This is a genomic window from Mycolicibacterium litorale, from assembly GCF_010731695.1.
Taxonomy (GTDB): Bacteria; Actinomycetota; Actinomycetes; order Mycobacteriales; family Mycobacteriaceae; genus Mycobacterium; species Mycobacterium litorale.
In genome coordinates, this window is record NZ_AP022586.1 from 1,278,996 (window position 1) to 1,303,143 (window position 24,148).

Here is a 24,148-nt window from a genome sequence, read left to right on the forward strand (position 1 = left end):
TCCACTCGACTCACCCGGGCGGGCGGAACGCAGCGAATTCGTCGGTCACCCGGTAGCGCGACTCGGTGAAGCGGTACAGGGCCGGCGGCCGGCCTCCCGCCCGTCCCGAGCGGGCGGTGGAACCCGTCCTGGTGATGACGTTGCGGCGTTCGAGCACTCGCTGCAGATTCGTGGCGTCCACTTGGTACCCGAGTGCCGCGCCGTAGATGTCCCGCAGCGTCGAAAGCGCGAATTCCGTTGGCGTGAGCGCGAATCCGATGTTGGTGTACGAGAGTTTGGCCGCCAGCCGGGTGTGGGCGTGCTCGACCATCGGACCGTGGTCGAACGCCATCTCGGGCAGTTCGGACACCGGGTGCCAGCAGGTGTCGGCCGGCAGCGCGGGGGTGGCGGGGGAGGGCACCAGGCCGAGGAAGGTCGACGCGATGGTGCGCGTACCGGGAACGCGGGCCGGGTCGGAGAACACCGCGAGTTGCTCGAGGTGAGCCACTTCACGCAAATCCACCTTCTCGGCCAATTGGCGCCGCACCGAGGTGGTGAGGTCTTCGTCGTGGCCCAGTCGGCCGCCAGGAAGGGACCACCGGCCGCGTTCCGGTTCGAGGGCCCGCTGCCACAGCAGGACGTGCAGGGCGGGGTGTTCCGGGCCACCGGGGCTCACGCCGCGAATCTGGAACACAACGGCGAGCACTTCGTGCGCGGTGCTAGTATGAGCCATGTTTTCGATTGTAAGTCGAAAACCGGATCGACACCGAGATCGACGCAAGGGAGCCCCCGTGACGCTGCTCGACGACACGTCCCAGGCACATTTCGGCGACGACGTCGCGCCCACCGAGGAGTGGGCCGCCGAAGTCCGTCGGCTGGCCCGGCAGCGCGGGGCGACCGTGCTCGCGCACAACTACCAGTTGCCCGCGATCCAGGACGTCGCCGACCACGTGGGAGACTCGCTGGCCCTGTCGCGGATCGCGGCCGAGGCGCCCGAGGACACCATCGTGTTCTGCGGCGTGCACTTCATGGCCGAGACGGCGAAGATCCTCTCGCCGGACAAGACCGTGCTCATCCCCGACGCCCGCGCCGGGTGCTCGCTGGCCGACTCCATCACCGCCGACGAACTGCGCGAGTGGAAAGCGGAGTACCCCGACGCGGTCGTGGTGTCGTACGTGAACACCACCGCCGCGGTGAAGGCCGAGACCGACATCTGCTGCACGTCGTCCAACGCCGTCGACGTCGTGGCCTCGATCCCCGCCGACCGCGAGGTCCTGTTCTGCCCCGACCAGTTCCTCGGCGCCCACGTCCGCCGCGTCACCGGTCGGACCAACATGCAGATCTGGGCCGGGGAGTGCCACGTGCACGCCGGTATCAACGGCGACGAACTGGCCGAGCAGGCCCGGGCGCATCCGGATGCCGAACTGTTCGTCCATCCCGAGTGCGGATGCGCCACCTCGGCGCTCTACCTCGCCGGCGAGGGCGCCTTCCCCGAGGACCGGGTGAAGATCCTGTCGACCGGCGGCATGCTCGACGCCGCGCGCGAGAGCCGGGCCAGCCAGGTGCTGGTCGCCACCGAGGTCGGCATGCTGCACCAGTTGCGGCGCGCGGCGCCGGAGATCGACTTCCAGGCGGTCAACGACCGCGCGTCCTGCCGCTACATGAAGATGATCACCCCGGCCGCCCTGCTGCGCTGCCTGACCGACGGCACCGACGAGGTCCACGTCGATCCCGAGACCGCGCGCCTGGCGCGACGCAGCGTCACGCGAATGATCGAGATCGGGCAGCCCGGCGGCGGGGAATGACCGGCTTCTCCGGATGCGGCGGCTCCACGCACTGGCAACAGCGCGCTGACGTCGTCGTGATCGGCACCGGCGTCGCCGGTCTGGTAGCCGGGCTCGCCGCGCACCGCCGCGGCCGCAAGGTCATCGTCCTCGACAAGGCCGGCGAGCATGCCGGGGCGACGGCCACCGGATACGCCCAGGGTGGGATCGCGGTGGTGCTGCCCGGCACCGGCGATTCGGTGGACGCCCACGTCGCCGACACGCTCGCCGCGGGCGGCGGGCTGTGCGACGCCGACGCGGTGCACTCGATCGTCGCCGACGGGTACCGCGCCGTGCGCGACCTGGTGCACGACGGCGCCTGCTTCGACGAGGCCACACCCGGCCAGTTGGCGCTGACCCGCGAAGGGGGACACTCGCAGCGCCGGATCATCCACGCCGGCGGCGACGCCACCGGCGCCGAGGTGCAGCGTGCGCTCGACCAGGCGGCGCGGGTGCTCGACATCCGCCACCACCACGTGGCGGTCCGGGTGTTGCGGGACGACACCGCGGTGACGGGCGTGCTGGTGCTCAACGAGGACGGGCCCGGCGTCGTGCACGCGCCCGCGGTGATCCTCGCGACCGGCGGCCTCGGGCACCTCTACGCGGCGACCACGAACCCCGAGGGTGCCACTGGCGACGGGATCGCACTGGCGCTGTGGGCCGGAGTGCCGGTCGCCGACATCGAATTCGTCCAGTTCCACCCGACGATGCTGTTCGACGGGCACACCGGGGGCAGACGGCCGCTGGTGAGCGAGGCGCTGCGCGGGGAAGGCGCGAGACTCGTCGACGCCCACGGCGAGCCGATCACCGTCGGCGTCCACCCCATGGGTGACCTGGCGCCGCGCGATGTGGTCGCCGGCGCCATCGACGCGCGCCTGAAGGCCACCGGTGACCCGTGCGTCTACCTCGACGCCCGCCACGTCAGCGGCATCGCCCACCGCTTCCCGACCGTGACCGCCGCCTGCCGGCGGGTCGGCATCGACCCCGCGCGCCAGCCCATCCCGGTGGTGCCCGGCGCCCACTACAGCTGCGGCGGCGTGGTCACCGACGTGGACGGCCGGACCGCGCTGCCGGGCCTCTTCGCGGCCGGGGAAGTGGCCCGCACCGGCATGCACGGCGCCAATCGGCTGGCATCCAACAGTCTGCTGGAAGGGCTGGTCGTCGGCGGTCGCGCGGGTCGCGGCGCCGCCGAACACGCGGTCGCCGCAGGCCCGAGTCGTGCCGTCGCGCCCGACCGCCTCGCCGCCGCGTCGCTCGGACGCCGGGACGTGCAGGCCGCGATGAGCCGTGACGCCTCCGTGGTGCGCGATCGCCACGGGCTGACCCGGCTGCGCGACGTGCTCGCGGCGTCGACGACGCGCCCGCTGCGTCACCGCGCCGACGTCGAGGACGCCGCGCTCACGCTCACCGCACAGGCGGTGGCCGTCGCGGCGCTGCAGCGTGCGGAGTCGCGGGGCTGTCACCACCGCGGCGACCACCCCGGCGCCGACCCCGCGCAGGCGTTCAGCGGTGCGGTCGAGCTCGACGAAACTGGACACGTAGGACTGAAGGTGAGGGCCGGCGCGTGCTGCTGAGTCAACTGTCGAAGACGGAGATCGCCGAGGCGCGCGCGGTGGTGGCGCGCGCACTGGAGGAGGATCTGCGATACGGCCCGGACGTCACCACGCAGGCGACCGTGCCCGCCGAGGCGGCTACCACCGCGGCCATGCGCACCCGCGAACCCGGTGTCGCGGCCGGCGTGGACCTGGCGCTGCTCGTGCTCGACGAGGTGATCGGTCCCGACGGCTACCGGGTCACCGACCGGGTCGAGGACGGCACCCGGCTCGAGCCCGGCGCGGCGCTGCTCACCCTGGAGGCCCCCACCCGCGGCCTGCTCACCGCCGAGCGCACGATGCTGAACCTCGTCTCCCATCTGTCGGGGATCGCCACCGCGACCGCGGCGTGGGTCGATGCCGTGGCGGGGACGAACGCCAAGATCCGCGACACCCGCAAGACGCTGCCGGGCCTGCGGGCACTGCAGAAGTACGCGGTGCGGGTGGGCGGCGGGGAGAACCACCGCATGGGTCTTGGTGACGCGGCGCTGATCAAGGACAACCACGTGGCCGCGGCCGGTTCCGTGGTCGCCGCGCTGCGGGCCGTGCGCACCGCCGCGCCCGGACTGATCTGCGAGGTGGAGGTCGACTCCCTCGAGCAGCTCGACGAGGTGCTCGCCGAGGACGTCGAGCTGGTGCTGCTGGACAACTTCCCGGTCTGGCAGACCCAGATCGCCGTGCAGCGCCGCGACTCCCGCTCGCCGGCAACCAAATTGGAGTCCTCGGGCGGGTTGTCGGTCGAGACCGCCGCGGACTACGCGGGCACCGGGGTCGACTACCTCGCGGTCGGGGCGCTCACCCACTCGGTGCGCGTCCTCGACATCGGCCTCGACGTCTAAGCCGTCGCGGGACCGCGCCGCACCAGCGACAGCACCACCGCGGCCGCCGCGAACAGCCCGGAGAACACCCGGTTGAGGATGGTCTGCTGCCGCGGTGTGTGCAGCCACCGCACCAGCCGGACCGACATCGCAGTGTAGAGACCCATTACGACCAGGTCGACAGCGGTCATCGTCGCGCCGATCGCGAGGTACTGCGGGAGCAGGGGAGCGGTGGGCACCACGAAGTGCGGCAGTACCGCGAGGAAGAACACGAGGCCCTTGGGGTTGGTGGCGTTGACCAGGAAGCCGCGCACCAGCAGCGCCGCCCGCCCGCCGTCGACCACCTCGCCGACCTGTTCGCGCAGATCCACCGCCGCGGTACGCCATTGCCGCAGCGCGAGGTACAGCAGGTACGCCACGCCGAGCCATTTGATGACGTGGAAGGCGACGATCGAGTTCGTCACCACGGCGCCGAGCCCGACCGCGACGAGCGCGAGCTGAAGCATCAGGCCGACCTCCAGGCCCACAATGCTCCAGTAACCGCGCAGCACACCGTGATTCAGGCCGGTGGCCATCGACTGCACGGCACCGGCGCCCGGCGACACGCTGATCATGATCGCAGCGCCGAGGAAGGTCAGCCACAGTTCCCACGCCATGAGTCCGAGTCTGACAGGCCGCACACGAGAACGGGCGCCGACCGTGCGGTCGGCGCCCGTCTCATGTGGTGCGGTCAGGGACGATCAGACGACACCACCGGCCGCGCCGCCGGGATCGCCGTCGTTGCCGTCGTTGCCGACCACGCCGCCGGAACCGCCTTCGCCGCCGGGACCGGCGTCGTCGTCGTCGACAGCGTCGCCGCCGTCGCCGCCGTTGCCGCCGTTGCCGGCCAGCCCGGTGTCGCCGCCGTCGCCGCCGGCGCCACCCTCGCCGTCCTCGCCGAGCGGATCGAGGCCCGCATCGCCGCCGTCGCCGCCATTGCCGGCGTTGCCGACCGTCGCGTCGCCGCCCTCGCCACCGTCGCCGCCGTCACCGATGACGCTGTCGCCGCCGTTGCCGCCGTTGCCGCCGTTGCCGAAGAAACCGCCGCTACCTGCGTCGCCGCCGTCACCCGCGTCGCCGAGTGGGTTGTCGCCGCCGTTGCCGCCGTTGCCGCCGTTCCCGGCGAAGGCACCGCCGTTACCGCCGTCGCCACCCTCGCCGCCGGCGCCGCCGTTGCCGCCGTTACCGCCGTTGCCGACACCGAGACCGGCACTACCGCCGTTGCCGCCGTCACCTGCCGCGGAGTCGCCACCGTTGCCGCCGTAACCCGCCGCCAGGCCGCCGTTGCCGCCGTTGCCGGCGTCACCGAGGGTGGCGTCGCCGCCGCGGCCGCCGTTGCCGAAGCCGCCGGCATTGCCGCCGTTGCCGCCATCGCCGACGACGAGGCTCGTGCCGCCGTTACCGCCGCTGCCGAACAGCAGGCCGCCGTTGCCGCCGTTGCCGCCGTCGCCGGCGAGGAGTGCGTCGCCGCCCTCACCACCGCGGCCGATGAGGCCGGCATTGCCGCCGTTGCCGGCGGTGCCGCCGAGGACTGCCGGGCCGCCGTCGCCGCCGCTGCCGAAGAACAGGCCGCCGTTTCCGCCGTCCTGGCCCGGCAGCAGTCCGTCGGCGCCGTTACCGATCAGCAGACCGCCGTCCATCCCCGGGAGGAAGCCGTTGCCGACCAGGCCGCCGCTGAAGACGTACACGAGCGGGTTGCCGAAGAACGGGTTGTCGAGCACCAGGGTGGGATCGAACGCGAACACCGCCGCGGTGCCGATCGTGGGCGCACCCAGGTCGGGGAGGGCCAGCAGCGACGCGCAATCCGGGGTGGGCGTCGGCAGCGCGCAGGTGTCGGCGGCGGTGTCGGCGGACGCGGTGCCCGCACCGAGGCCGATGAACCCGACCGTCACCGCGGCGCCCACCATGGCACCGCCCGCGGCCCGCTTGACGACGACGCCTTTAGCTGGTGTCGCTGCGCGATGCCGACCTCGTGTAGTTGCAGAACTCATTGGATGATCTCCTGTTGTTGCCCGCGCATCATTGCGTCGCAACCTGCGCATATTTGTCATTTGGACATGCTGAGGGCACATGAGTGGCCGAATTGCCTAGCCGACTGCCCCGAATGCGCGCCTTTGCGGCCCGCGGTGAATCGACAAACCCCCTGATCTTGATCCCGCCCCGGCAGATTTGCTCGTCTTTCCGGACAAGCTGAGAGCAAGATAACAAAAGCGGTAGATCACGCATAGAACCCCAGGAAAAAAACTTATGACGAGTTTCTGGGGCAGATCTTGAATTACAAGATCAATTTGCCAGAATCGCAGTGTTGTTGCAATCGAAACAATTGTCGGAATCGGGATCCGGAATCGCTGAGTTGGCTCTGGTCGCTTTTATCGCCGCTAGGATCACGTTCATGCCGGAAACCTCAGAAAGCCAGCGATCGGTGAGCCACGCCCGTACGGATGCGGCGAAAGATCGAGGTAGCGTGCCGATCATCGTCGTTGCCGTGATTGCTGTGGCGGCGCTCGCTCTGGCCGGGTGGGCGTTGCTGCGACCGGCAGGCGGAGGGTCGGACGCCGCAGGGGAGTACACCGACGCGCAGCGCGCGGAGGCCAAGACCGCGGTGTGCACCGCGTTCAACACCGTCCGCTCGGGCGTCTCGCTGAACACCAATCTCCAGGCCCCGGGCGGTCCAGGTGACGTCGCCGGCAGCCTCGCGGTCGCCGCCAACGCCCGGCTCTCCCTCTACGACGGTGGGCAGTACCTGCTCGCGCGCCTGGCGCCGGCGACGGCTCCGGAGCTGGCGGACGCCGTCCGGACGTTCGGCAACCTCTTGATGGACATCGGCGCGAACGCGACCGCCGGAGCGGTGAACACCGAGCCGCAGCAGGCGGCGCGCTTGAAGGAAGCCGATGCGGCCAATCGCACGATCGAGGGTCTGTGCCGCTGAACCCGAGCCGCAGGCGGCGGGGTCGTCAACCGACGTCGGCGACGAACACCGCCAGATTGCGGGCCTGGCGCCGCGCGTAGGACGGTAACGCCGCGACGTCGCGCCCGTTCGGCACGATCCGGGGGTTGACGATGTGCACTTCGTCACGGAACAGCTTGATGTCGGCGGCGCCGGCGGCTTGCGCGTTCCTCGCCCAGTCGGTCATGCCGTGGCCCAGCACGATCGCCACCTCGTTGCCCTTGCGGTAGGCCGTCACCGGCGTCTCGTACCGGCGTCCGGAGCTTCTACCAGTGTGTTTGAACAGTGCGAGCCCGGGTACGCGGCCCGCCAGCGGCCTGATGACCGGGTTGAAGTACTTGACCTGGAGGCGATCCAGCCACTCCGGGAACATCTTCGGCAGCTCCGACACGACGGCTCCAATACGATTTGGCCTGCTCTGGGACAATGGACAGCGTGAATGTATCGCCGGTGACGATGGCCCGCATCGACTTGCGTGGCGAAGCGTTGTCGGCCGCGCAGTTGCGGTCGGCGCTGCCCCGCGGCGGTGTCGACGTCGACGCCGTCGTGCCCAAGGTCCGCCCGATCGTCGACGCCGTCGCCGAACGCGGCGCGGAGGCCGCCCTGGAGTACGGCGCCTCGTTCGACGGTATCCGCCCCGACGCGGTCCGCGTGCCGGCCGAGCGGCTGGCGGCGGCACTGGACGAGCTGGACCCCGAGGTCCGGGCAGCGCTGCAGGTCGCAATCGACCGGGCCCGAGCCGTCCACGCCGACCAGCGCCGCACCGATACGACGACCACGCTGGCCCCCGGGGCGACCGTCACCGAACGCTGGGTGCCCGTCGAACGCGTCGGCCTGTACGTGCCGGGCGGCAACGCGGTCTACCCCTCCAGTGTCGTGATGAACGTGGTGCCCGCCCAGACCGCGGGTGTCGACTCACTGGTCATCACCAGCCCGCCGCAGGCCGACCACGGCGGGCTGCCGCACCCCACCATCCTCGCGGCCGCCGAACTGCTCGGCGTCGACGAGGTGTGGGCGGTCGGTGGCGCCCAGGCGGTCGCGCTGCTCGCCTACGGCGGCACCGACACCAACGGCGCCGAACTGGCCCCGGTCGACATGATCACCGGACCGGGCAACATCTACGTCACCGCCGCCAAGCGGATTTGCCGTTCGCAGGTGGGCATCGACGCCGAGGCCGGGCCGACCGAGATCGCCGTGCTGGCCGATCACACCGCCGACCCGGTGCACGTCGCGGCCGATCTGATCAGCCAGGCCGAACACGACGAGATGGCCGCCAGCGTGCTGGTCACCACCAGCACCGATCTGGCCGACGCCACCGACCGCGAACTCGCCAGGCAACTGGAGACGACGGTGCACCGCGAGCGGGTCAGCACCGCGCTGAGTGGTCAGCAGTCGGCGATCGTGCTCGTCGACGACCTCGACGCGGGGGTGCGGGTCGTGAACGCCTACGCCGCAGAGCATCTCGAGATCCAGACCGCCGACGCCGCCGCGGTCGCGGGCCGCATCCGCTCCGCCGGGGCGATCTTCGTCGGCCCGTACGCGCCGGTCAGCCTCGGGGACTACTGCGCAGGCTCCAACCACGTGCTGCCGACCGCCGGATGCGCCCGGCATTCGAGCGGCCTGTCGGTGCAGACCTTCCTGCGCGGTATCCACGTCGTCGACTACACGGAGGCGGCGCTGAAAGACGTCTCGGGATACGTCATCACCCTGGCGCAGGCCGAGAACCTGCCCGCACACGGAGAAGCGGTGCGACGGAGGTTCGAACGGTGACCGTGGGGGAGCGCATCACCCTGGACGATCTGCCCCTGCGGGAGGATCTGCGAGGCAAATCGCCGTACGGCGCGCCGCAACTGCAGGTGCCGGTGCGGTTGAACACCAACGAGAACCCGCACCCGCCGAGCCAGGCGCTGGTCGACGACGTGGCCCGCTCGGTCGCCGAGGTGGCGGGCGATCTGCATCGCTACCCCGACCGTGACGCCGTCGCGTTGCGCAGCGACCTCGCCGAATACCTCAACCTGCGCACCGGTGTCGAATTGGGTGTCGAGAACCTGTGGGCCGCAAACGGTTCCAACGAAGTGCTGCAGCAGCTGCTGCAGGCGTTCGGCGGTCCGGGGCGCAGCGCGATCGGGTTCGTGCCGTCGTATTCGATGCACCCGATCATCTCCGACGCGACCCGCACCGAGTGGCTGCAGGCGGTGCGCGCCGACGACTTCAGCCTCGACGTCGACACCGCGGTGCGTGAGATCACCGCGCGCCGACCCGATCTCGTGTTCGTCACCAGCCCGAACAACCCGTCGGGACAGAGCGTTCCGCTCGACGATCTGCGGCGGCTGCTCGACGCGATGGACAGCGGGATCGTGATCCTCGACGAGGCCTACGGGGAATTCTCCTCCCAGCCCAGCGGTGTGGCGCTGATCGACGAGTACCCGGCCAAGCTGGTGGTCAGCCGCACCATGAGCAAGGCGTTCGCCTTCGCCGGCGGACGCCTCGGCTACCTGGTCGCCGCGCCGGCCGTCATCGACGCGATGCTGCTGGTGCGCCTGCCATACCACCTGTCCTCGCTGACCCAGGCTGCCGCCCGCGCCGCGCTGCGGCACGCCGACGACACGCTGGCCAGCGTCGCCACCCTGATCGCCGAACGCGACCGTGTCGCCAACGGGTTGGGCCAGTTGGGTTTCCGGGTGATTCCCAGCGACGCCAACTTCATCCTGTTCGGGGAGTTCGCCGATGCGCCCGCCACCTGGCAGCGCTACCTCGATCAGGGCGTGCTCATCCGCGACGTGGGTATCCCCGGGTACCTGCGCGCCACCACCGGGCTGGCCGACGAGAACGACGCGCTGCTGACCGCCTCCGCCCGCCTCGCCGAGACCGAACTCGCCGCACCTCTAGGAGCCTCATGACCGACATGCTGACCGGCACCCGGCGCGCCCGCGTCGAACGCAAGACCCGGGAATCCGACATCGTCGTCGACCTGGACCTGGACGGCACCGGCATCGTCGACATCGACACCGGCGTCCCGTTCTTCGACCACATGCTCACCTCGCTGGGCAGCCACGCCAGCTTCGACCTCACCGTCCACGCCAAGGGTGACGTCGAGATCGAGGGCCACCACACGGTCGAGGACACCGCGATCGTGCTCGGTCAGGCGCTCGGCCAGGCGCTCGGCGACAAGAAGGGCATCCGGCGCTTCGGCGACGCGTTCATCCCGATGGACGAATGCCTGGCGCATGCCGCCGTCGACGTCTCCGGCCGGCCGTACTGCGTCCACACCGGTGAGCCGGAATCCATGGTGGAGTTCACCATCGCCGGTTCCACCGTGCCCTACCACACGGTGATCAACCGGCACGTCTTCGAATCGTTGGCGTTCAACGCCCGGATCGCGCTGCACGTCCGCACGCTCTACGGCCGCGACCCGCACCACATCACCGAGGCGCAGTACAAGGCCGTCGCCCGCGCGCTGCGCCAGGCCGTCGAACTCGACCCGCGCGTCACCGGTGTGCCGTCCACGAAAGGCTCACTGTGAGCAGGAAAGTTGTCGTCCTCGACTACGGTTCGGGCAATCTGCGCTCGGCGCAGCGTGCCGTCGAACGGACCGGCGCCGATGTCGAGGTGACCGCCGACGCCGATGCCGCGCTGAACGCCGACGGACTGGTGGTGCCGGGCGTCGGGGCGTTCGAGGCGTGCATGGCCGGACTGCGCGAGATCGGCGGCGAGAAGATCATCAGCGAGCGGATCGCCGCGAGGCGCCCGGTCCTCGGCGTGTGCGTGGGCATGCAGATCCTGTTCTCGCGCGGTGTCGAATTCGGGGTCGAGACCGCCGGATGCGGTCAGTGGCCCGGCGCGGTGGTGCGGCTGGACGCCCCGGTGATCCCGCACATGGGCTGGAACGTCGTCGACGCGCCCGCGGGCAGCACACTGTTTCGCGGCCTCGACGCCGACACCCGCTTCTACTTCGTGCACTCCTATGCCGCACAGCAGTGGGAGGGTGCCCCGTCGGCCCGCCTGACCTGGGCGACCCACCATGTGCCGTTCCTCGCCGCGGTCGAGGACGGACCGCTTTCGGCCACCCAGTTCCACCCGGAGAAGAGCGGTGACGCAGGCGCGGCGCTGCTCCGCAACTGGGTCGAGGGGCTCTGATCTAAGGTTGTCCGTCGTGTCTGGAGTGCCCGTGTCTGAAAAGCCGTTGATTCTTCTTCCCGCCGTCGACGTCGTCGAGGGCCGCGCCGTGCGGCTCGTGCAGGGCAAGGCCGGCAGCGAAACCGAGTACGGGTCGGCGCTCGACGCCGCGCTCGGGTGGCAGCGCGACGGGGCGGAGTGGATCCACCTCGTGGACCTCGACGCCGCGTTCGGCCGCGGTTCGAACCGCGAACTGCTCGCCGACGTCGTCGGTCGGCTCGACGTGGCGGTCGAACTGTCCGGAGGCATCCGTGACGACGACTCGCTGAAGGCCGCGCTGGCGACCGGGTGCGCCCGGGTGAACATCGGCACCGCGGCGCTGGAGAACCCGCAGTGGTGCGCGAAGGTCGTCGCCGAGTACGGCGACAAGGTGGCCGTCGGCCTCGACGTGCTGATCGTCGACGGGCAGCACCGGCTGCGCGGCCGCGGCTGGGAGACCGACGGCGGGGACCTGTGGGAGGTGCTCGACCGTCTGGACTCCGAAGGATGCTCGCGTTACGTGGTCACCGACGTGACCAAGGACGGGACTCTCGAGGGACCCAACCTCGACCTGCTCGGCCGTGTCGCCGACCGCACCGACGCGCCGGTGATCGCCTCCGGCGGGGTGTCCAGTCTCGACGACCTGCGCGCGATCGGCACGCTGACCGGTCGTGGCGTCGAGGGTTCGATCGTCGGGAAAGCGTTGTACGCCGGGCGTTTCACACTGCCCGAGGCGCTGGCCGCGGTGGGGCAGTAGGACCTCGATGGCACTGGACGAGACCGACCTGCAGGGTCTGGTCGACGAGGCCGCGGTGATCCTCGACGCCGCGTCCGAACCCTTCATCAGCGGACACCGCGCCGACTCCGCGGTGCAGAAGAAGGGCAACGACTTCGCCACCGAGGTCGACCTGAAGATCGAACGCCAGGTCGTCGAGGCGTTGACGGCGGCCACCGGCATCGAGGTGCACGGTGAGGAGTACGGCGGTGCGGACATCGACTCACCGCTGGTGTGGGTGCTCGACCCCATCGACGGCACGTTCAACTACGCCGCCGGGCTGCCGACCGCCGCGATCCTGCTCGGCCTGCTGCGCGACGGTGAGCCCGTGGCCGGCCTGACCTGGCTGCCGTTCGTCTCCCAGCGCTACACCGCCGTAGTGGGAAAGCCGTTGTATCTCAACGGGATCGAGCAGCCGCGCCTGCAGGCGGGCGCGCTGTCGGACTGTGTGGTCGGCACCGGCACGTTCAACATCGACTCCCGGGGGCGGTTCCCCGGGCGGTGGCGGGTGGCGCTGCTGGAGAACCTGAGCCGCAAGTGCAACCGGATGCGCATGCACGGCGCCACCGGACTCGACCTCGCCTACACGGCCGCCGGGGTGCTCGGCGGGGCGATCAGTTTCGGCCACCACATCTGGGACCACGCCGCCGGTGTCGCGCTGGTGCGGGCCGCCGGCGGTGTCGTCACCGACTTCTCCGGAGCGGACTGGACGCCGGAGTCGAAGTCGGTGCTGGCCGGTTCACCGCAGGTGCACGGCGAGATCCTCGACATCGTCGCTGCGGTCGGCGCGCCGGAGGAGTTCTGACATGGCCGCCGACAGAGGACTCGCCGTCCGGGTGATCCCGTGCCTGGACGTCGACGCGGGCCGGGTGGTCAAGGGCGTGAACTTCGAGAACCTGCGCGACGCGGGCGATCCCGTCGAACTCGCCGCGGTCTACGACGCGGAGGGCGCCGACGAACTGACGTTCCTCGACGTCACCGCCTCGTCGTCCGGTCGCTCGACGATGCTCGAGGTGGTGCGCCGCACCGCCGAACAGGTCTTCATCCCGCTGACCGTCGGCGGCGGGGTCCGGGCGATCGCCGACGTCGACGCGTTGCTGCGGGCCGGGGCCGACAAGGTGTCGGTGAACACCGCCGCCATCGCCCGTCCGGACCTGCTCGCCGAACTGGCACGTCAGTTCGGCTCGCAGTGCATCGTGCTGTCGGTGGATGCCAGGACGGTGCCCGAGGGGGAACCGCCCACCCCGTCCGGCTGGGAGGTGACCACCCACGGCGGGCGCCGCGGCACCGGGATCGACGCGGTCGAATGGGCCGCGCGCGGAGCCGAACTGGGCGTCGGCGAGATCCTGTTGAACTCCATGGACTTCGACGGCACCAAAGCCGGGTTCGACCTGCCGATGTTGCGGGCGGTGCGGGGCGCGGTCAGCGTGCCGGTGATCGCCAGCGGTGGTGCGGGCGCGGTCGAGCACTTCGCGCCCGCGGTGCACGCCGGTGCCGATGCGGTGTTGGCTGCCAGCGTCTTTCACTTCAAGGAACTCACCGTCGGTCAGGTCAAGGCGGCGATGGCGGCCGAAGGGATCACGGTGCGATGAGTTTGGATGCCTCGATCGCGTCGCGGCTGAAACGCGACGCCAACGGCCTGTTCACCGCGGTCGCGCAGGAACGCGGCACCGGACAGGTGCTGATGGTGGCGTGGATGGACGACATCGCGCTCGACCGCACGTTGCGCACCCGCCGTGCCACCTACTGGTCGCGGTCGCGCGGGGAGCACTGGGTCAAGGGCGAGACGTCGGGCCACACCCAGTACGTGCACTCGGTGCGGTTGGACTGCGACGGTGACACCGTCCTGCTCGAGGTGGACCAGACCGGTGCGGCCTGCCACACCGGTGCGCACACCTGCTTCGACGCCGACCTGCTGCTCGGCCCGGAGTAGTCAGGCGGACTGGCGCTGCCGCAACACGGCCAGCGCCCTGTCCGCGTGGGCTTCCATGTTGAGCTCGCTGGAGAACACCTCGAGCACCGTGCGGTCGGTGTCGATCACGAACGTGGTTCGCTTGACCGGCAGGAACCTGCCCAGCAGCCCGCGCTTGACGCCGAACCGTTCGGCGACGACGCCGTCGGCGTCGGAGAGCAGCGGGTAGTCGAAGCGCTGGGTGTCGGCGAAGCGGGCCTGTTTGTCCACCGCATCGGTGCTGATCCCGACGCGCGTCGCGCCGACGGCGGCGAACTCCGCGGCCAGGTCACGGAAGTGGCAGGCCTCCTTCGTGCAGCCGGGTGTCATCGCCGCCGGATAGAAGAACAACACCACCGGCCCGTCGGCCAGCAGCGCCGAGAGGCTTCGCACCGTGCCGGTCTGGTCGGGCAGTTCGAAGTCGTCGACGCGGTCACCACGTTTCATGTGGCGTCACGCTACGCCGCCTGCGTGCTTCGCGGGTCGCGCCTGTCTGGGAGAATTGCGCTGTGCAAACGACCGCCACCCCCTCGTCGCTCGCGACCACGACCTCCCGCGACGACTTCCGGGCGCTGGCCGCCGAACACCGCGTGGTGCCGGTGACCCGCAAGGTGCTCGCCGACAGCGAGACACCGCTGTCGGCGTACCGCAAGCTCGCCGCCAACCGGCCGGGAACGTTCCTGCTCGAGTCGGCGGAGAACGGCCGGTCGTGGTCGCGGTGGTCGTTCATCGGCGCGGGTGCACCCTCGGCGTTGACGGTGCGGGACGGCGAGGCGGTGTGGCTGGGCGTCACGCCCAAGGACGCGCCCAGCGGCGGCGATCCGCTGCACGCGCTGCGGGAGACGCTGACACTGCTGGAGACCGCGCCGCTGCCGGGGCTGCCGCCGCTGTCGAGCGGTCTGGTCGGGTTCTTCGCCTACGACATGGTGCGCCGCCTGGAGCGGCTGCCGTCGCTCGCGGTCGACGACCTCGGGCTGCCGGACATGCTGCTGTTGCTGGCCACCGACATCGCCGCCGTCGACCACCACGAGGGCACCATCACGCTGATCGCCAACGCGGTGAACTGGAACGGCACCGACGAGCGCGTGGACTGGGCGTACGACGACGCGGTGGCCCGGCTCGACGTGATGACGCGGGCGCTGGGGCAGTCGTTGCCGTCGGCGGTGGCCACGTTCTCCCGGCCCGCGCCCACGCACCGGGCGCAGCGCACGGTCGAGGAGTACACGGCGATCGTGGAGAAACTCGTCGGTGACATCGAGGCCGGTGAGGCCTTCCAGGTGGTGCCGTCGCAGCGGTTCGAGATGGACACCCCCGCCGATCCGCTCGACGTCTACCGCATGCTGCGGGTCACCAATCCCAGCCCCTACATGTACCTGCTCAACGTGCCCGACGAGGATGGGGGACTTGACTTCTCGGCGGTGGGCTCCAGCCCGGAGGCCCTGGTGACCGTCACCGACGGGAAGGCGACGACGCATCCGATCGCGGGGACGCGCTGGCGCGGTGACACCGAGGAAGAGGATGTGCTGCTCGAGAAGGAGCTGCTGGCCGACGAGAAGGAACGCGCCGAGCACCTGATGCTGGTCGATCTGGGCCGCAACGACCTGGGCCGGGTGTGCGAGCCCGGCACGGTCCGGGTCGAGGACTACAGCCACATCGAGCGCTACAGCCACGTCATGCACCTGGTGTCGACGGTCACCGGGCGTCTCGCCGAGGGCAGGACCGCGCTGGACGCGGTCACGGCGTGCTTTCCGGCCGGCACGCTGTCCGGGGCCCCCAAGGTGCGCGCGATGGAGCTCATCGAGGAGGTCGAGAAGACTCGCCGCGGGCTGTACGGCGGCGTGCTGGGCTACCTCGACTTCGCGGGCAACGCCGATTTCGCGATCGCCATCCGCACCGCGCTGATGCGCGACGGCACCGCCTACGTGCAGGCCGGTGGCGGCGTGGTCGCCGATTCGAACGGACCCTACGAGTACACCGAGGCGGCGAACAAGGCCCGTGCCGTCCTCAACGCCATCGCCGCCGCCGAGACGCTGAGCGAACCATGACCCGCATCGCCCAGCTCCTGCTCGTCCTCGGCGCCGCCGTGCTGTGGGTGGCGTCGCGGCTGACGTGGGTCGACGTGCAGTCGTTCGACGGGCTGGGCCAGCCGAAGACGTCGACGCTGACCGGTGCGCAGTGGTCGACGGCGCTGATCCCGCTGGCGCTGCTGGTGCTGGCGGCGGCGGTCGCGGTGCTCGCGGTCCGGGGGTGGCTGCTGCGGATCCTCGCGGTGCTGATGGCGGCGGCCAGTGCGGCGATGGCCTATCTGGCGATCACGCTGTGGGTCGTCGTCGACATCGCCCCGCGGGCGGCTGACCTGGCCGAGGTCCGGGTCGCAGACCTGACCGGCACGACCCGCCACTTCACCGGCGCGGTGCTGACGCTGGTCGCGGCCGTCCTGGCGCTGGTCGGCGCCGTGCTGTTGATGCGGTCGGCGGTGAAGGGGTCCGCCGCCGCGGGCCGGTACGCGGCGCCCTCGGCGCGTCGCGCCACGGCGGTGAAGCAGGACGAACAGGGGGAGCCGATGTCGGAGAGAATGCTGTGGGACGCCCTCGACGAGGGTCACGATCCCACCGACCGCGACACGAAGGGGCGGTGACAGTCGATGTCCCGACTGCGACTACCCTTCGAGAAGAACCATCCGGCACCCGCCGGCGACGTACCAGAGGGGGATCGACGGGCTATGAGTTCGGCGACCGTGCTCGACTCCATCATCGAAGGAGTCCGCGCCGACGTTGCCGCCCGTGAAGCCGTTGTCAGCCTCGCCGAGGTCAAGGAGCGGGCGCAGCAGGCCAGGCCACCGCTGGACGTCATGGCCGCGCTCCGCGAACCCGGCATCGGCGTCATCGCCGAGGTCAAGCGGGCCAGCCCGTCACGTGGTGAACTCGCCTCGATCGGTGATCCCGCGGACCTGGCCCGGGCCTATCAGAGTGGCGGCGCCCGGGTGATCAGCGTGCTGACCGAGCAACGCCGGTTCAACGGGTCGCTCGACGACCTCGACGCCGTGCGCGCCGCGGTGTCCATCCCGGTGCTGCGCAAGGACTTCATCGTCCGGCCGTATCAGATTCACGAGGCCCGTGCCCACGGCGCGGACATGCTGCTGCTGATCGTCGCGGCGCTCGAACAGCCCGCGCTGGAGTCGCTGCTGGAGCGCACCGAATCGCTCGGGATGACGGCGCTGGTGGAGGTGCACACCGAAGCCGAGGCCGACCGCGCACTGCAGGCGGGCGCCCGGGTGATCGGGGTGAACGCCCGCAACCTCAAGACCCTCGAGGTGGACCGGAACTGCTTTGCGCGTATCGCCCCGGGACTGCCGTCGAACGTCATCCGCGTCGCCGAATCCGGCGTGCGGGGGCCCGCTGATCTGCTGGCCTACGCCGGTGCGGGCGCCGACGCCGTGCTCGTCGGCGAGGGTGTCGTCACCAGCCGTGATCCGCGCAGCGCGGTGGCCGATCTGGTGACCGCCGGTACGCACCCGTCCTGCCCGAAACCGTCCCGGTAGCGTGTCCGAGCTCATCGATTCGGACCTGCCGCGCTCCAGCGCCGCCGTCGCCGAACCCACCAGCCATGACCCGGACGCCCGCGGCCATTTCGGCCCCTACGGTGGGCGGCTGGTCCCCGAGGCGCTGATGGCCGTCATCGAGGAGGTCACGTCCGCCTACGAGAAGGCGCGCGGGGATCAGACCTTCCTCGACGAACTCGACCGGCTGCAGCGCCACTACAGCGGCCGGCCGTCGCCGCTCTACGAGGCCACCCGGCTCAGCGACCACGCCGGTGGCGCGCGCATCTTCCTGAAGCGAGAAGACCTCAACCACACCGGTTCTCACAAGATCAACAACGTGCTCGGGCAGGCGCTGCTGGCCCGGCAGATGGGCAAGACCCGGGTGATCGCCGAGACCGGCGCCGGCCAGCACGGCGTCGCGACCGCGACCGCGTGTGCGCTGCTCGGCCTGGAGTGCGTGATCTACATGGGCGCGGTCGACACGGCCCGTCAGGCGCTGAACGTGGCGCGTATGCGTCTGCTCGGGGCCGAGGTCGTCTCCGTCGAGGCCGGGTCGAAGACGCTCAAAGACGCCATCAACGAGGCGTTCCGCGACTGGGTGACCAACGCCGACGCGACCTACTACTGCTTCGGCACGGCGGCCGGGCCGCATCCGTTCCCGTTGATGGTGCGTGACTTCCAGCGCATCATCGGCCTCGAAGCGCGGGTGCAGATCCAGGCCCAGGCCGGCCGGCTTCCCGATGCGGTGACGGCCTGCGTCGGCGGGGGATCGAACGCGATCGGCGTCTTCCACGCGTTCATCGACGATCCCGGCGTGCGGCTGGTCGGCTACGAGGCCGCGGGTGACGGCGTCGAAACCGGCAGGCACGCCGCCACGTTCACGGGCGGCTCACCCGGCGCGTTCCAGGGGTCGTTCTCGTATCTGCTGCAGGACGAGGACGGCCAGACCGTCGAATCCCATTCCATCTCGGCCGGTCTCGACTATCCCGGGGTCGGCCCCGAGCACGCGCTGCTCAAGGACATCGGGCGCGCCGAGTACCGGCCGATCACCGATACCGAAGCGATGGACGCGTTCTCGCTGCTGTGCCGCACCGAAGGCATCATCCCGGCGATCGAATCCGCGCACGCGGTGGCCGGTGCGCTCAAACTCGGCCGCGAACTCGGGCCCGGCGCGGTGATCCTGGTGAATCTGTCCGGGCGCGGCGACAAAGACGTCGAGACCGCGGCGCAATGGTTCGGTCTGCTGGACAAAGGCGGTTCATGAGTCGGTTGGGTGGCTTGTTCGACGCTTGCCGCGCCGAGCAGCGTGCGGCGCTGATCGGATACCTGCCGACCGGGTTCCCCGACGTGCCGGAGTCGATCTCGGCGATGACGGCGCTGGTCGAATCCGGTTGCGACGTCATCGAAGTGGGCATCCCGTATTCCGACCCGGGGATGGACGGCCCAGTCATCGCCGCGGCCGCGGACGCCGCGCTGCAGGGCGGCGTCCGGGTGCGCGACACATTGGCCGCGGTCGAGGCGATCAGCAACGCCGGCGGCCGCGCCGTGGTCATGACGTACTGGAATCCGGTGCTGCGGTGGGGGATCGACGCATTCGCGCGGGACCTCGCGGCCGCCGGTGGGTTGGGCTTGATCACGCCCGATCTGATCCCCGAAGAGGCCGACGAGTGGATGGCCGCCTCGGAGGCCCATGATCTCGACCGCATCTTCCTGGTGGCACCGGCGTCCACGCCCGAGCGGCTGGCCAAGACCGTCGAGGCGACCCGCGGCTTCGTGTACGCCGCGTCGACGATGGGTGTCACCGGCGCGCGTGACGCCGTGTCGAGCGCGGCACCCGAACTGGTCGCGCGAGTGAAAGAGGTGTCGGACATCCCGGTCGGCGTCGGCCTCGGGGTGCGGTCCCGCGAGCAGGCCGCCGAGATCGGCGCGTACGCCGACGGCGTGATCGTCGGGTCGGCGCTGGTGTCGGCGCTCAAGGAGGGGCTGCCTGCCGTGCGGGCGCTGACCGAGGAACTAGCTGAGGGAGTGCGCCAGAGGGTGACGGCGTGACGTCCACGCTGGCGTACCTCCCCAGTCCGTCGCAGGGCGTCTGGCAGCTGGGCCCGTTCCCGTTGCGGGCGTACGCGCTGTGCATCATCGCCGGCATCATCGTGGCGCTGGTGCTCGGTGACCGGCGCTGGGAAGCGCGCGGCGGTGAGCGCGGGGTCATCTACGACATCGCCCTGTGGGCAGTGCCCTTCGGCCTGATCGGCGGTCGGCTCTATCACGTCTTGACCGACTGGCGGACGTACTTCGGACCCGACGGTGCGGGGCTGATCGCCGCCTTCCGAATCTGGGAGGGCGGCCTCGGTATCTGGGGGGCGGTGGCGCTCGGCGGTGTGGGGGCGTGGATCGCGTGCCGGCGCCGGAACATCCCGCTACCCGCGTTCGGCGACGCGATCGCGCCGGGCATCATCCTGGCGCAGGCGATCGGGCGTCTCGGCAACTACTTCAACCAGGAGCTCTACGGCGGACCGACGACGCTGCCGTGGGGGCTGGAGATCTACGAACGCCTCGATGCCAACGGCCAGCGAAACGATCTGATCGGGGTGTCGACGGGCCGGGTGCTGGAGGTCGTGCACCCCACCTTCCTGTACGAACTGCTGTGGAATCTGCTGGTGTTCGCGGTGCTCATCTGGGCGGACCGGCGATTCAAACTGGGGCACGGCAGGCTGTTCGCGCTCTACGTCGCGGGGTACTGCCTCGGCCGGTTCTGGATCGAGCTGCTGCGGACCGACATGGCCACGCATCTGGCGGGCATCCGGATCAACTCGTTCACGTCGATGTTCGTGTTCATCGGCGCGGTCGTCTATCTGATGGCGGCGCCGCGGGGCCGGGAGGATCCGGCGACGCTGCGGGAGGCGCCTGAGGAGGACGCCGAGGCCGAGGGTCTCGAAGCCCGAGGCTATGAGCACGGGGGCCGGGAGGACGCCCGGACCGAGGAGTTCCTCAAGGAGCTTGCGACCGGTGTCGCGGTGACGACGGGTGTCGGGGTGGCGGCGAAGGTCGCGGGAGACGAAGACCCTGACGACGACCCTGATGATGAGGCCGACGGCAATGCTGAGGATGCCGTCGCCGCAGAGGATCTTGACGCCGTTGCGGACGAGGTGACCGCGGACGACAAAGCGGAGCCGGTGGCTGAGGCTGAGGCGTTGGCTGAGGATGTGGAGTCGGCGCCGTCGGAGGACATTGCGGAGGCGGTGGCGTTCGCGGAGGCCGGTGAGGCCGCTGATCGTGAGCCGTTGACGACGGCGGGTGCGGTTGAGGGCGAGGACGCGGTCGCCGTTGAGGAGGCTGCCGAAGCGGCGCATGAGGCGGCGGTTGAGCGGGCGGAGGAAGCCGAGACCGTTGCGGATGACGTGGCCGCGGACGACAAGGCGGCGCCGGTGGCTGAGGCTGAGGCGTTGGCTGAGGACGTGGAGTCGGCGCCGTCGGAGGACATCGCGGAGGCGGTGGCGTTCGCGGAGGCCGGTGAGGCCGCTGATCGTGAGCCGTTGACGACGGCGGGTGCGGTTGAGGGCGAGGACGCGGTCGCCGTTGAGGAGGCTGCCGAAGAGGCGCATGAGGCGGCGGTTGAGCGGGCGGAGGAAGCCGAGGCCGTCGCGGACGAGGTGACCGCGGACGACGGGGCTGCTGATCGTGAGCCGTTGACGACGGCGGGTGCGGTTGAGGGCGAGGACGCCGTCGCCGCTGAGGAGGCTGCCGAAGAGGCGCATGAGGCGGCGGTTGAGCGGGCGGAGGAAGCCGAGGCCGTTGCGGACGAGGTGACCGCGGACGACGGGCTGCTGATCGTGAGCCGTTGACGACGGCAGGTGCGGTTGAGGGCGAGGACGCCGTCGCCGCTGAGGAGGCTGCCGAAGAGGCGCATGAGGCGGCGGTTGAGCGGGCGGAGGAAGCCGAGGCCGTTGCGGATGAGGTGGCCGCGGACGACAAGGCGGAGCCGGTGGCTGAGGCTGAGGCGTTGGCTGAGGATGTGGAGTCGGCGCCGTCGGAGGACATTGCGGAGGCGGTGGCGTTCGCGGAGGCCGGTGAGGCTGCTGATCGTGAGCCGTTGACGACGGCGGGTGCGGTTGAGGGCGAGGAAGCGGTCGCCGTTGAGGAGGCTGCCGAAGCGGCGCATGAGGCGGCGGTTGAGCGGGCGGAGGAAGCCGAGGCCGTTGCGGACGAGGTGACCGCGGACGAAGGGGCCGCTGATCGTGAGCCGTTGACGACGGCGGGTGCGGTTGAGGGCGAGGAGGCGGTCGCCGCTGAAGAGGCTGCCGAAGAGGCGCATGAGGCGGCGGTTGAGCGTGCGGAGGAAGCCGAGGCCGTTGCGGACGAGGTGACCGCGGAGGCCGGTGAGGCTGCTGATCGTGAGCCGTTGACGACGGCGGGTGCGGTTGAGGGCGAGGACGCGGTCGCCGTTGAGGAGGCTGCCGAAGCGGCGCATGAGGCGGCGGTCGAGGCACACGAGGAGGCCGTCGAGCTCGCGGAGGAAGCCGACGAGGAAGCCGACGAGGATGCCGACGCAGTAGCGGAGGACGACCAGCCGCAGGGCGAGGACCTCGAAGCGGCCGCGGAAAGGGCCGATGAGGCGGAGGCCGTGGCCGAGGACATCGCCCTCGCTGACGCCGAAGGCCACTTCGCCGACGAGGAGCCCGTCGACGACGGGCCCGTGAATGCCGACTCGGACGTCATAGCCGGCGAGGTCGGCGCAGCCGAGGCCGACGCGCTCGAGGATCCGGACACCCAGCGACAGGCTGAGTCCGACGACGCCGCCGAACCGATCGTCGCGGACGACGAGTTGGCCGCAAGCGTTCAGGACGCAACCGGCACCGACGTCGTAACACCCGATCAGACGCCTGCAGCCACATCACCCCCAGCGACACCGTTCGCCGCACCGAAGCGCGCCACCCGCGCGCTCCGCGAGATGTTGCGGCGCCGCCGGAAGTAGCGATCCCGACACCGCGATGTGTCAGACCCCGGCTCTACAATCGAAAGCATGTTCGAAGAGTCGCAGACGGCAGCACGGTCGCTGGTCGACCGCATCGCCGGGTCAGCCAAGGCGGCCAACCAGGCGACCGCCCGCATGCTGGTTGCCATCGGCGATCTGTATCGGCTGCGGCTGCGAGAGGTCGGCGATGCCGCCTACGCCGCCTGCGACACCGTGGACGCGGTCGCCGCCGAAGTAGCTGCCGCGCTGACCATCAGCGCAGACCTGGCCGGCAGCCACCTGCGGCACGCCGTGGCGATGCACGACCGGCTGCCGCAGGTCGGTTCGGTGTTCGTCGCCGGCGACATCGACTACTTCATGTTCCAGACCATCGTCACCCGCACCAACCTCGTCGTCGATCCCGACGCGCTGGCCGCAGTCGACGGTCAGATCGCAGCCGCAGCGTCGCGCTGGACCGCCCTGAGCAAAGGCCAGCTCTCCGCGCGCGTGGATCGGATCGTCGCTCGGGTGGATCCGGACGCCGTGCGCCGCCGGAAAGAAGCCGCCGAGCGGCGTGAGATCTGGGTCGCTGACCGCCTCGACGGCTTGTCGGACATCGGCGGGACGCTGTTCACCACCGCGGCCCACGCCCTCGACCAGCGGCTCAATGCCTTGGCGGCCACCGTCTGCGAGCACGATCCCCGCAATCGAGACCAGCGCCGCGCGGACGCGGTGGAAGCCATGGTGGCCGGCGCCGACCGGATGGCATGCCGCTGCGACAACCCGGATTGCGCCGCCGGCGGGTTGACCGCGGGTCCGGTCGTCATCCACGTCATCGCCGACCAGCCGACCGTCGAGGGGACCAGTGACAACGAGGGGTCGCTGATCGGTGCCGACGGGCTACTGCCTCCGGAAGTCATCGCCGAGCAAGCCCGGTCTTCCACGCTGCACCCGCTCACCCTGCCCGCCGACGCGCCACCGGAACCGCGGTACGCCCCGTCCCGGGCACTGGCCGAGTACGTCCGTTGCCGCGACCTGACGTGCCGATTCCCCGGCTGCGAGCGGCCCGCCGCGCGCACCGACCTCGACCACACGATTCCCCGCGGCTCCGGCGGGCCCACCCAGGCGGCGAACCTCAAGTGCCTGTGCCGGATGCACCACATGATCAAGACCTTCGGCGGCTGGAAGGATCAGCAGTTGCCCGACGGCACCGTCATCTGGGTGAGCCCCTCCGGGCACACGTACGTCACCACCCCGGGCAGCGCCCTGCTGTTCCCCGGCTTGTGCGCACCCACCGCGCCGGTCGCGGGCAAGAAGTTCGACACCGTCGCCGGTGACCGTAAGGCCAGAATGCCCCAGCGTCGCCGCACCCGGGCGCAGAACCGCGCCGCGGTTGTGGCGAAGGAGCGCGCTCACAACCGGGCGATGCGCCAGAAGAAGCGCCGGGAGACGCACGCATATCTGTCCGGCAACTCCACACCAGATCCCGGCGACGAGCCTCCGCCGTTCTGACGCCGCCGGCGACGGCACACTTTTCGGGTTTTCCACCCTTATGAGCGCTATGGCGGTCTGGCATG

25 protein-coding genes are annotated in these 24,148 nt (G+C 70.6%); 20 read left to right on the plus strand and 5 right to left on the minus strand.

The window, feature by feature from the left end; translation table 11 throughout:
• Nucleotides 1-10 precede the first annotated feature (10 nt).
• Entirely contained in the window at nucleotides 11-712 is a 702-nt protein-coding gene (locus tag G6N30_RS05960) for an NUDIX hydrolase (protein ID WP_134060445.1), read from the minus strand.
• A 58-nt stretch (nucleotides 713-770) separates the two neighbouring features.
• On the opposite strand from G6N30_RS05960, the gene nadA reads away from it, so the two are divergent.
• From nadA to nadC, 3 genes are read left to right on the plus strand one after another with little or no spacing between them, the layout of a single operon-like run.
• Nucleotides 771-1,784, plus strand: coding sequence for a quinolinate synthase NadA (gene nadA, locus G6N30_RS05965; protein WP_134060446.1), 1,014 nt, complete (start codon nucleotides 771-773; stop codon nucleotides 1,782-1,784).
• Nucleotides 1,781-3,376: an L-aspartate oxidase gene (locus G6N30_RS05970; RefSeq protein WP_134060447.1), complete on the plus strand. Its 1,596-nt coding sequence runs from the start codon at nucleotides 1,781-1,783 to the stop codon at nucleotides 3,374-3,376. The genes nadA and G6N30_RS05970 overlap by 4 nt, the downstream gene beginning before the upstream one ends.
• Entirely contained in the window at nucleotides 3,367-4,233 is an 867-nt protein-coding gene (gene nadC / locus G6N30_RS05975; RefSeq protein WP_134060448.1) for a carboxylating nicotinate-nucleotide diphosphorylase, read from the plus strand. The genes G6N30_RS05970 and nadC overlap by 10 nt, the downstream gene beginning before the upstream one ends.
• Here nadC and G6N30_RS05980 read toward each other — a convergent pair.
• Entirely contained in the window at nucleotides 4,230-4,868 is a 639-nt protein-coding gene (locus G6N30_RS05980; RefSeq protein WP_134060449.1) for a LysE family transporter, read from the minus strand. The two genes, nadC and G6N30_RS05980, sit on opposite strands and share 4 nt — an antisense overlap.
• Nucleotides 4,869-4,952: 84 nt before the next feature.
• The gene (locus tag G6N30_RS05985; protein ID WP_134060450.1) at nucleotides 4,953-6,242 is read right to left on the minus strand and encodes a PGRS repeat-containing protein; all 1,290 of its coding nucleotides are present in this window, start codon (nucleotides 6,240-6,242) and stop codon (nucleotides 4,953-4,955) included.
• A 314-nt stretch (nucleotides 6,243-6,556) separates the two neighbouring features.
• On the opposite strand from G6N30_RS05985, the gene G6N30_RS05990 reads away from it, so the two are divergent.
• The gene (locus G6N30_RS05990) at nucleotides 6,557-7,180 is read left to right on the plus strand and encodes a hypothetical protein (RefSeq protein ID WP_308204984.1); all 624 of its coding nucleotides are present in this window, start codon (nucleotides 6,557-6,559) and stop codon (nucleotides 7,178-7,180) included.
• Between the two features lie 25 nt (nucleotides 7,181-7,205).
• On the opposite strand, the gene G6N30_RS05995 is transcribed toward G6N30_RS05990, so the two are convergent.
• Nucleotides 7,206-7,589: a nitroreductase family deazaflavin-dependent oxidoreductase gene (locus tag G6N30_RS05995; protein ID WP_134060451.1), complete on the minus strand. Its 384-nt coding sequence runs from the start codon at nucleotides 7,587-7,589 to the stop codon at nucleotides 7,206-7,208.
• A 35-nt stretch (nucleotides 7,590-7,624) separates the two neighbouring features.
• Here G6N30_RS05995 and hisD point away from each other — a divergent pair, with 35 nt between their 5' ends.
• From hisD to hisI, 8 genes are read left to right on the plus strand one after another with little or no spacing between them, the layout of a single operon-like run.
• Nucleotides 7,625-8,968 (plus strand): histidinol dehydrogenase, encoded by a 1,344-nt coding sequence (gene hisD / locus G6N30_RS06000; protein ID WP_163687427.1) that lies wholly within the window; start codon nucleotides 7,625-7,627, stop codon nucleotides 8,966-8,968.
• Nucleotides 8,965-10,098, plus strand: coding sequence for a histidinol-phosphate transaminase (locus G6N30_RS06005; RefSeq protein WP_134060453.1), 1,134 nt, complete (start codon nucleotides 8,965-8,967; stop codon nucleotides 10,096-10,098). The genes hisD and G6N30_RS06005 overlap by 4 nt, the downstream gene beginning before the upstream one ends.
• On the plus strand, nucleotides 10,095-10,721 hold the full coding sequence (gene hisB, locus G6N30_RS06010; protein WP_134060454.1) for an imidazoleglycerol-phosphate dehydratase HisB: 627 nt from the start codon (nucleotides 10,095-10,097) through the stop codon (nucleotides 10,719-10,721). Before G6N30_RS06005 ends, hisB begins: the two co-directional genes overlap by 4 nt.
• Complete coding sequence (hisH, locus tag G6N30_RS06015) at nucleotides 10,718-11,335, plus strand: imidazole glycerol phosphate synthase subunit HisH (RefSeq protein WP_134060455.1); 618 nt, start codon at nucleotides 10,718-10,720, stop codon at nucleotides 11,333-11,335. Before hisB ends, hisH begins: the two co-directional genes overlap by 4 nt.
• Nucleotides 11,336-11,366: 31 nt before the next feature.
• A complete protein-coding gene (gene priA, locus G6N30_RS06020; RefSeq protein ID WP_134060456.1) occupies nucleotides 11,367-12,110 on the plus strand; it encodes a bifunctional 1-(5-phosphoribosyl)-5-((5-phosphoribosylamino)methylideneamino)imidazole-4-carboxamide isomerase/phosphoribosylanthranilate isomerase PriA in 744 nt (247 codons plus the stop codon).
• 7 nt (nucleotides 12,111-12,117) lie between these two features.
• A complete protein-coding gene (locus tag G6N30_RS06025; RefSeq protein ID WP_134060457.1) occupies nucleotides 12,118-12,933 on the plus strand; it encodes an inositol monophosphatase family protein in 816 nt (271 codons plus the stop codon).
• A gap of 1 nt (nucleotide 12,934) precedes the next feature.
• A complete protein-coding gene (gene hisF / locus G6N30_RS06030; RefSeq protein WP_134060458.1) occupies nucleotides 12,935-13,720 on the plus strand; it encodes an imidazole glycerol phosphate synthase subunit HisF in 786 nt (261 codons plus the stop codon).
• Nucleotides 13,717-14,061: a phosphoribosyl-AMP cyclohydrolase gene (gene hisI / locus G6N30_RS06035; protein ID WP_134060459.1), complete on the plus strand. Its 345-nt coding sequence runs from the start codon at nucleotides 13,717-13,719 to the stop codon at nucleotides 14,059-14,061. Before hisF ends, hisI begins: the two co-directional genes overlap by 4 nt.
• On the opposite strand, the gene G6N30_RS06040 is transcribed toward hisI, so the two are convergent.
• Complete coding sequence (locus G6N30_RS06040) at nucleotides 14,062-14,526, minus strand: peroxiredoxin (protein ID WP_134060460.1); 465 nt, start codon at nucleotides 14,524-14,526, stop codon at nucleotides 14,062-14,064. It lies immediately after the preceding gene.
• 62 nt (nucleotides 14,527-14,588) lie between these two features.
• Between G6N30_RS06040 and G6N30_RS06045 the strand changes: the two genes are divergently transcribed.
• From G6N30_RS06045 to G6N30_RS06080, 8 genes are all read left to right on the plus strand, one after another.
• A complete protein-coding gene (locus G6N30_RS06045; protein WP_134060461.1) occupies nucleotides 14,589-16,124 on the plus strand; it encodes an anthranilate synthase component I in 1,536 nt (511 codons plus the stop codon).
• Complete coding sequence (locus tag G6N30_RS06050; RefSeq protein WP_134060462.1) at nucleotides 16,121-16,717, plus strand: TIGR02234 family membrane protein; 597 nt, start codon at nucleotides 16,121-16,123, stop codon at nucleotides 16,715-16,717. The genes G6N30_RS06045 and G6N30_RS06050 overlap by 4 nt, the downstream gene beginning before the upstream one ends.
• Nucleotides 16,718-16,801: 84 nt before the next feature.
• Entirely contained in the window at nucleotides 16,802-17,620 is an 819-nt protein-coding gene (gene trpC, locus G6N30_RS06055; protein ID WP_134060463.1) for an indole-3-glycerol phosphate synthase TrpC, read from the plus strand.
• A gap of 1 nt (nucleotide 17,621) precedes the next feature.
• Complete coding sequence (gene trpB, locus G6N30_RS06060) at nucleotides 17,622-18,884, plus strand: tryptophan synthase subunit beta (protein ID WP_134060464.1); 1,263 nt, start codon at nucleotides 17,622-17,624, stop codon at nucleotides 18,882-18,884.
• Nucleotides 18,881-19,669 carry a tryptophan synthase subunit alpha gene (trpA, locus tag G6N30_RS06065; protein WP_134060465.1) on the plus strand — a complete coding sequence of 263 codons (789 nt, stop codon included), beginning with the start codon at nucleotides 18,881-18,883 and terminating at the stop codon, nucleotides 19,667-19,669. The genes trpB and trpA overlap by 4 nt, the downstream gene beginning before the upstream one ends.
• Complete coding sequence (gene lgt / locus G6N30_RS06070; RefSeq protein WP_163687430.1) at nucleotides 19,666-21,462, plus strand: prolipoprotein diacylglyceryl transferase; 1,797 nt, start codon at nucleotides 19,666-19,668, stop codon at nucleotides 21,460-21,462. The genes trpA and lgt overlap by 4 nt, the downstream gene beginning before the upstream one ends.
• Nucleotides 21,459-22,592 (plus strand): hypothetical protein, encoded by a 1,134-nt coding sequence (locus G6N30_RS06075; RefSeq protein WP_244964986.1) that lies wholly within the window; start codon nucleotides 21,459-21,461, stop codon nucleotides 22,590-22,592. The genes lgt and G6N30_RS06075 overlap by 4 nt, the downstream gene beginning before the upstream one ends.
• Before the next feature lie 48 nt (nucleotides 22,593-22,640).
• A complete protein-coding gene (locus G6N30_RS06080) occupies nucleotides 22,641-24,083 on the plus strand; it encodes an HNH endonuclease signature motif containing protein (RefSeq protein ID WP_134060467.1) in 1,443 nt (480 codons plus the stop codon).
• The last annotated feature ends 65 nt before the right edge of the window (nucleotides 24,084-24,148 follow it).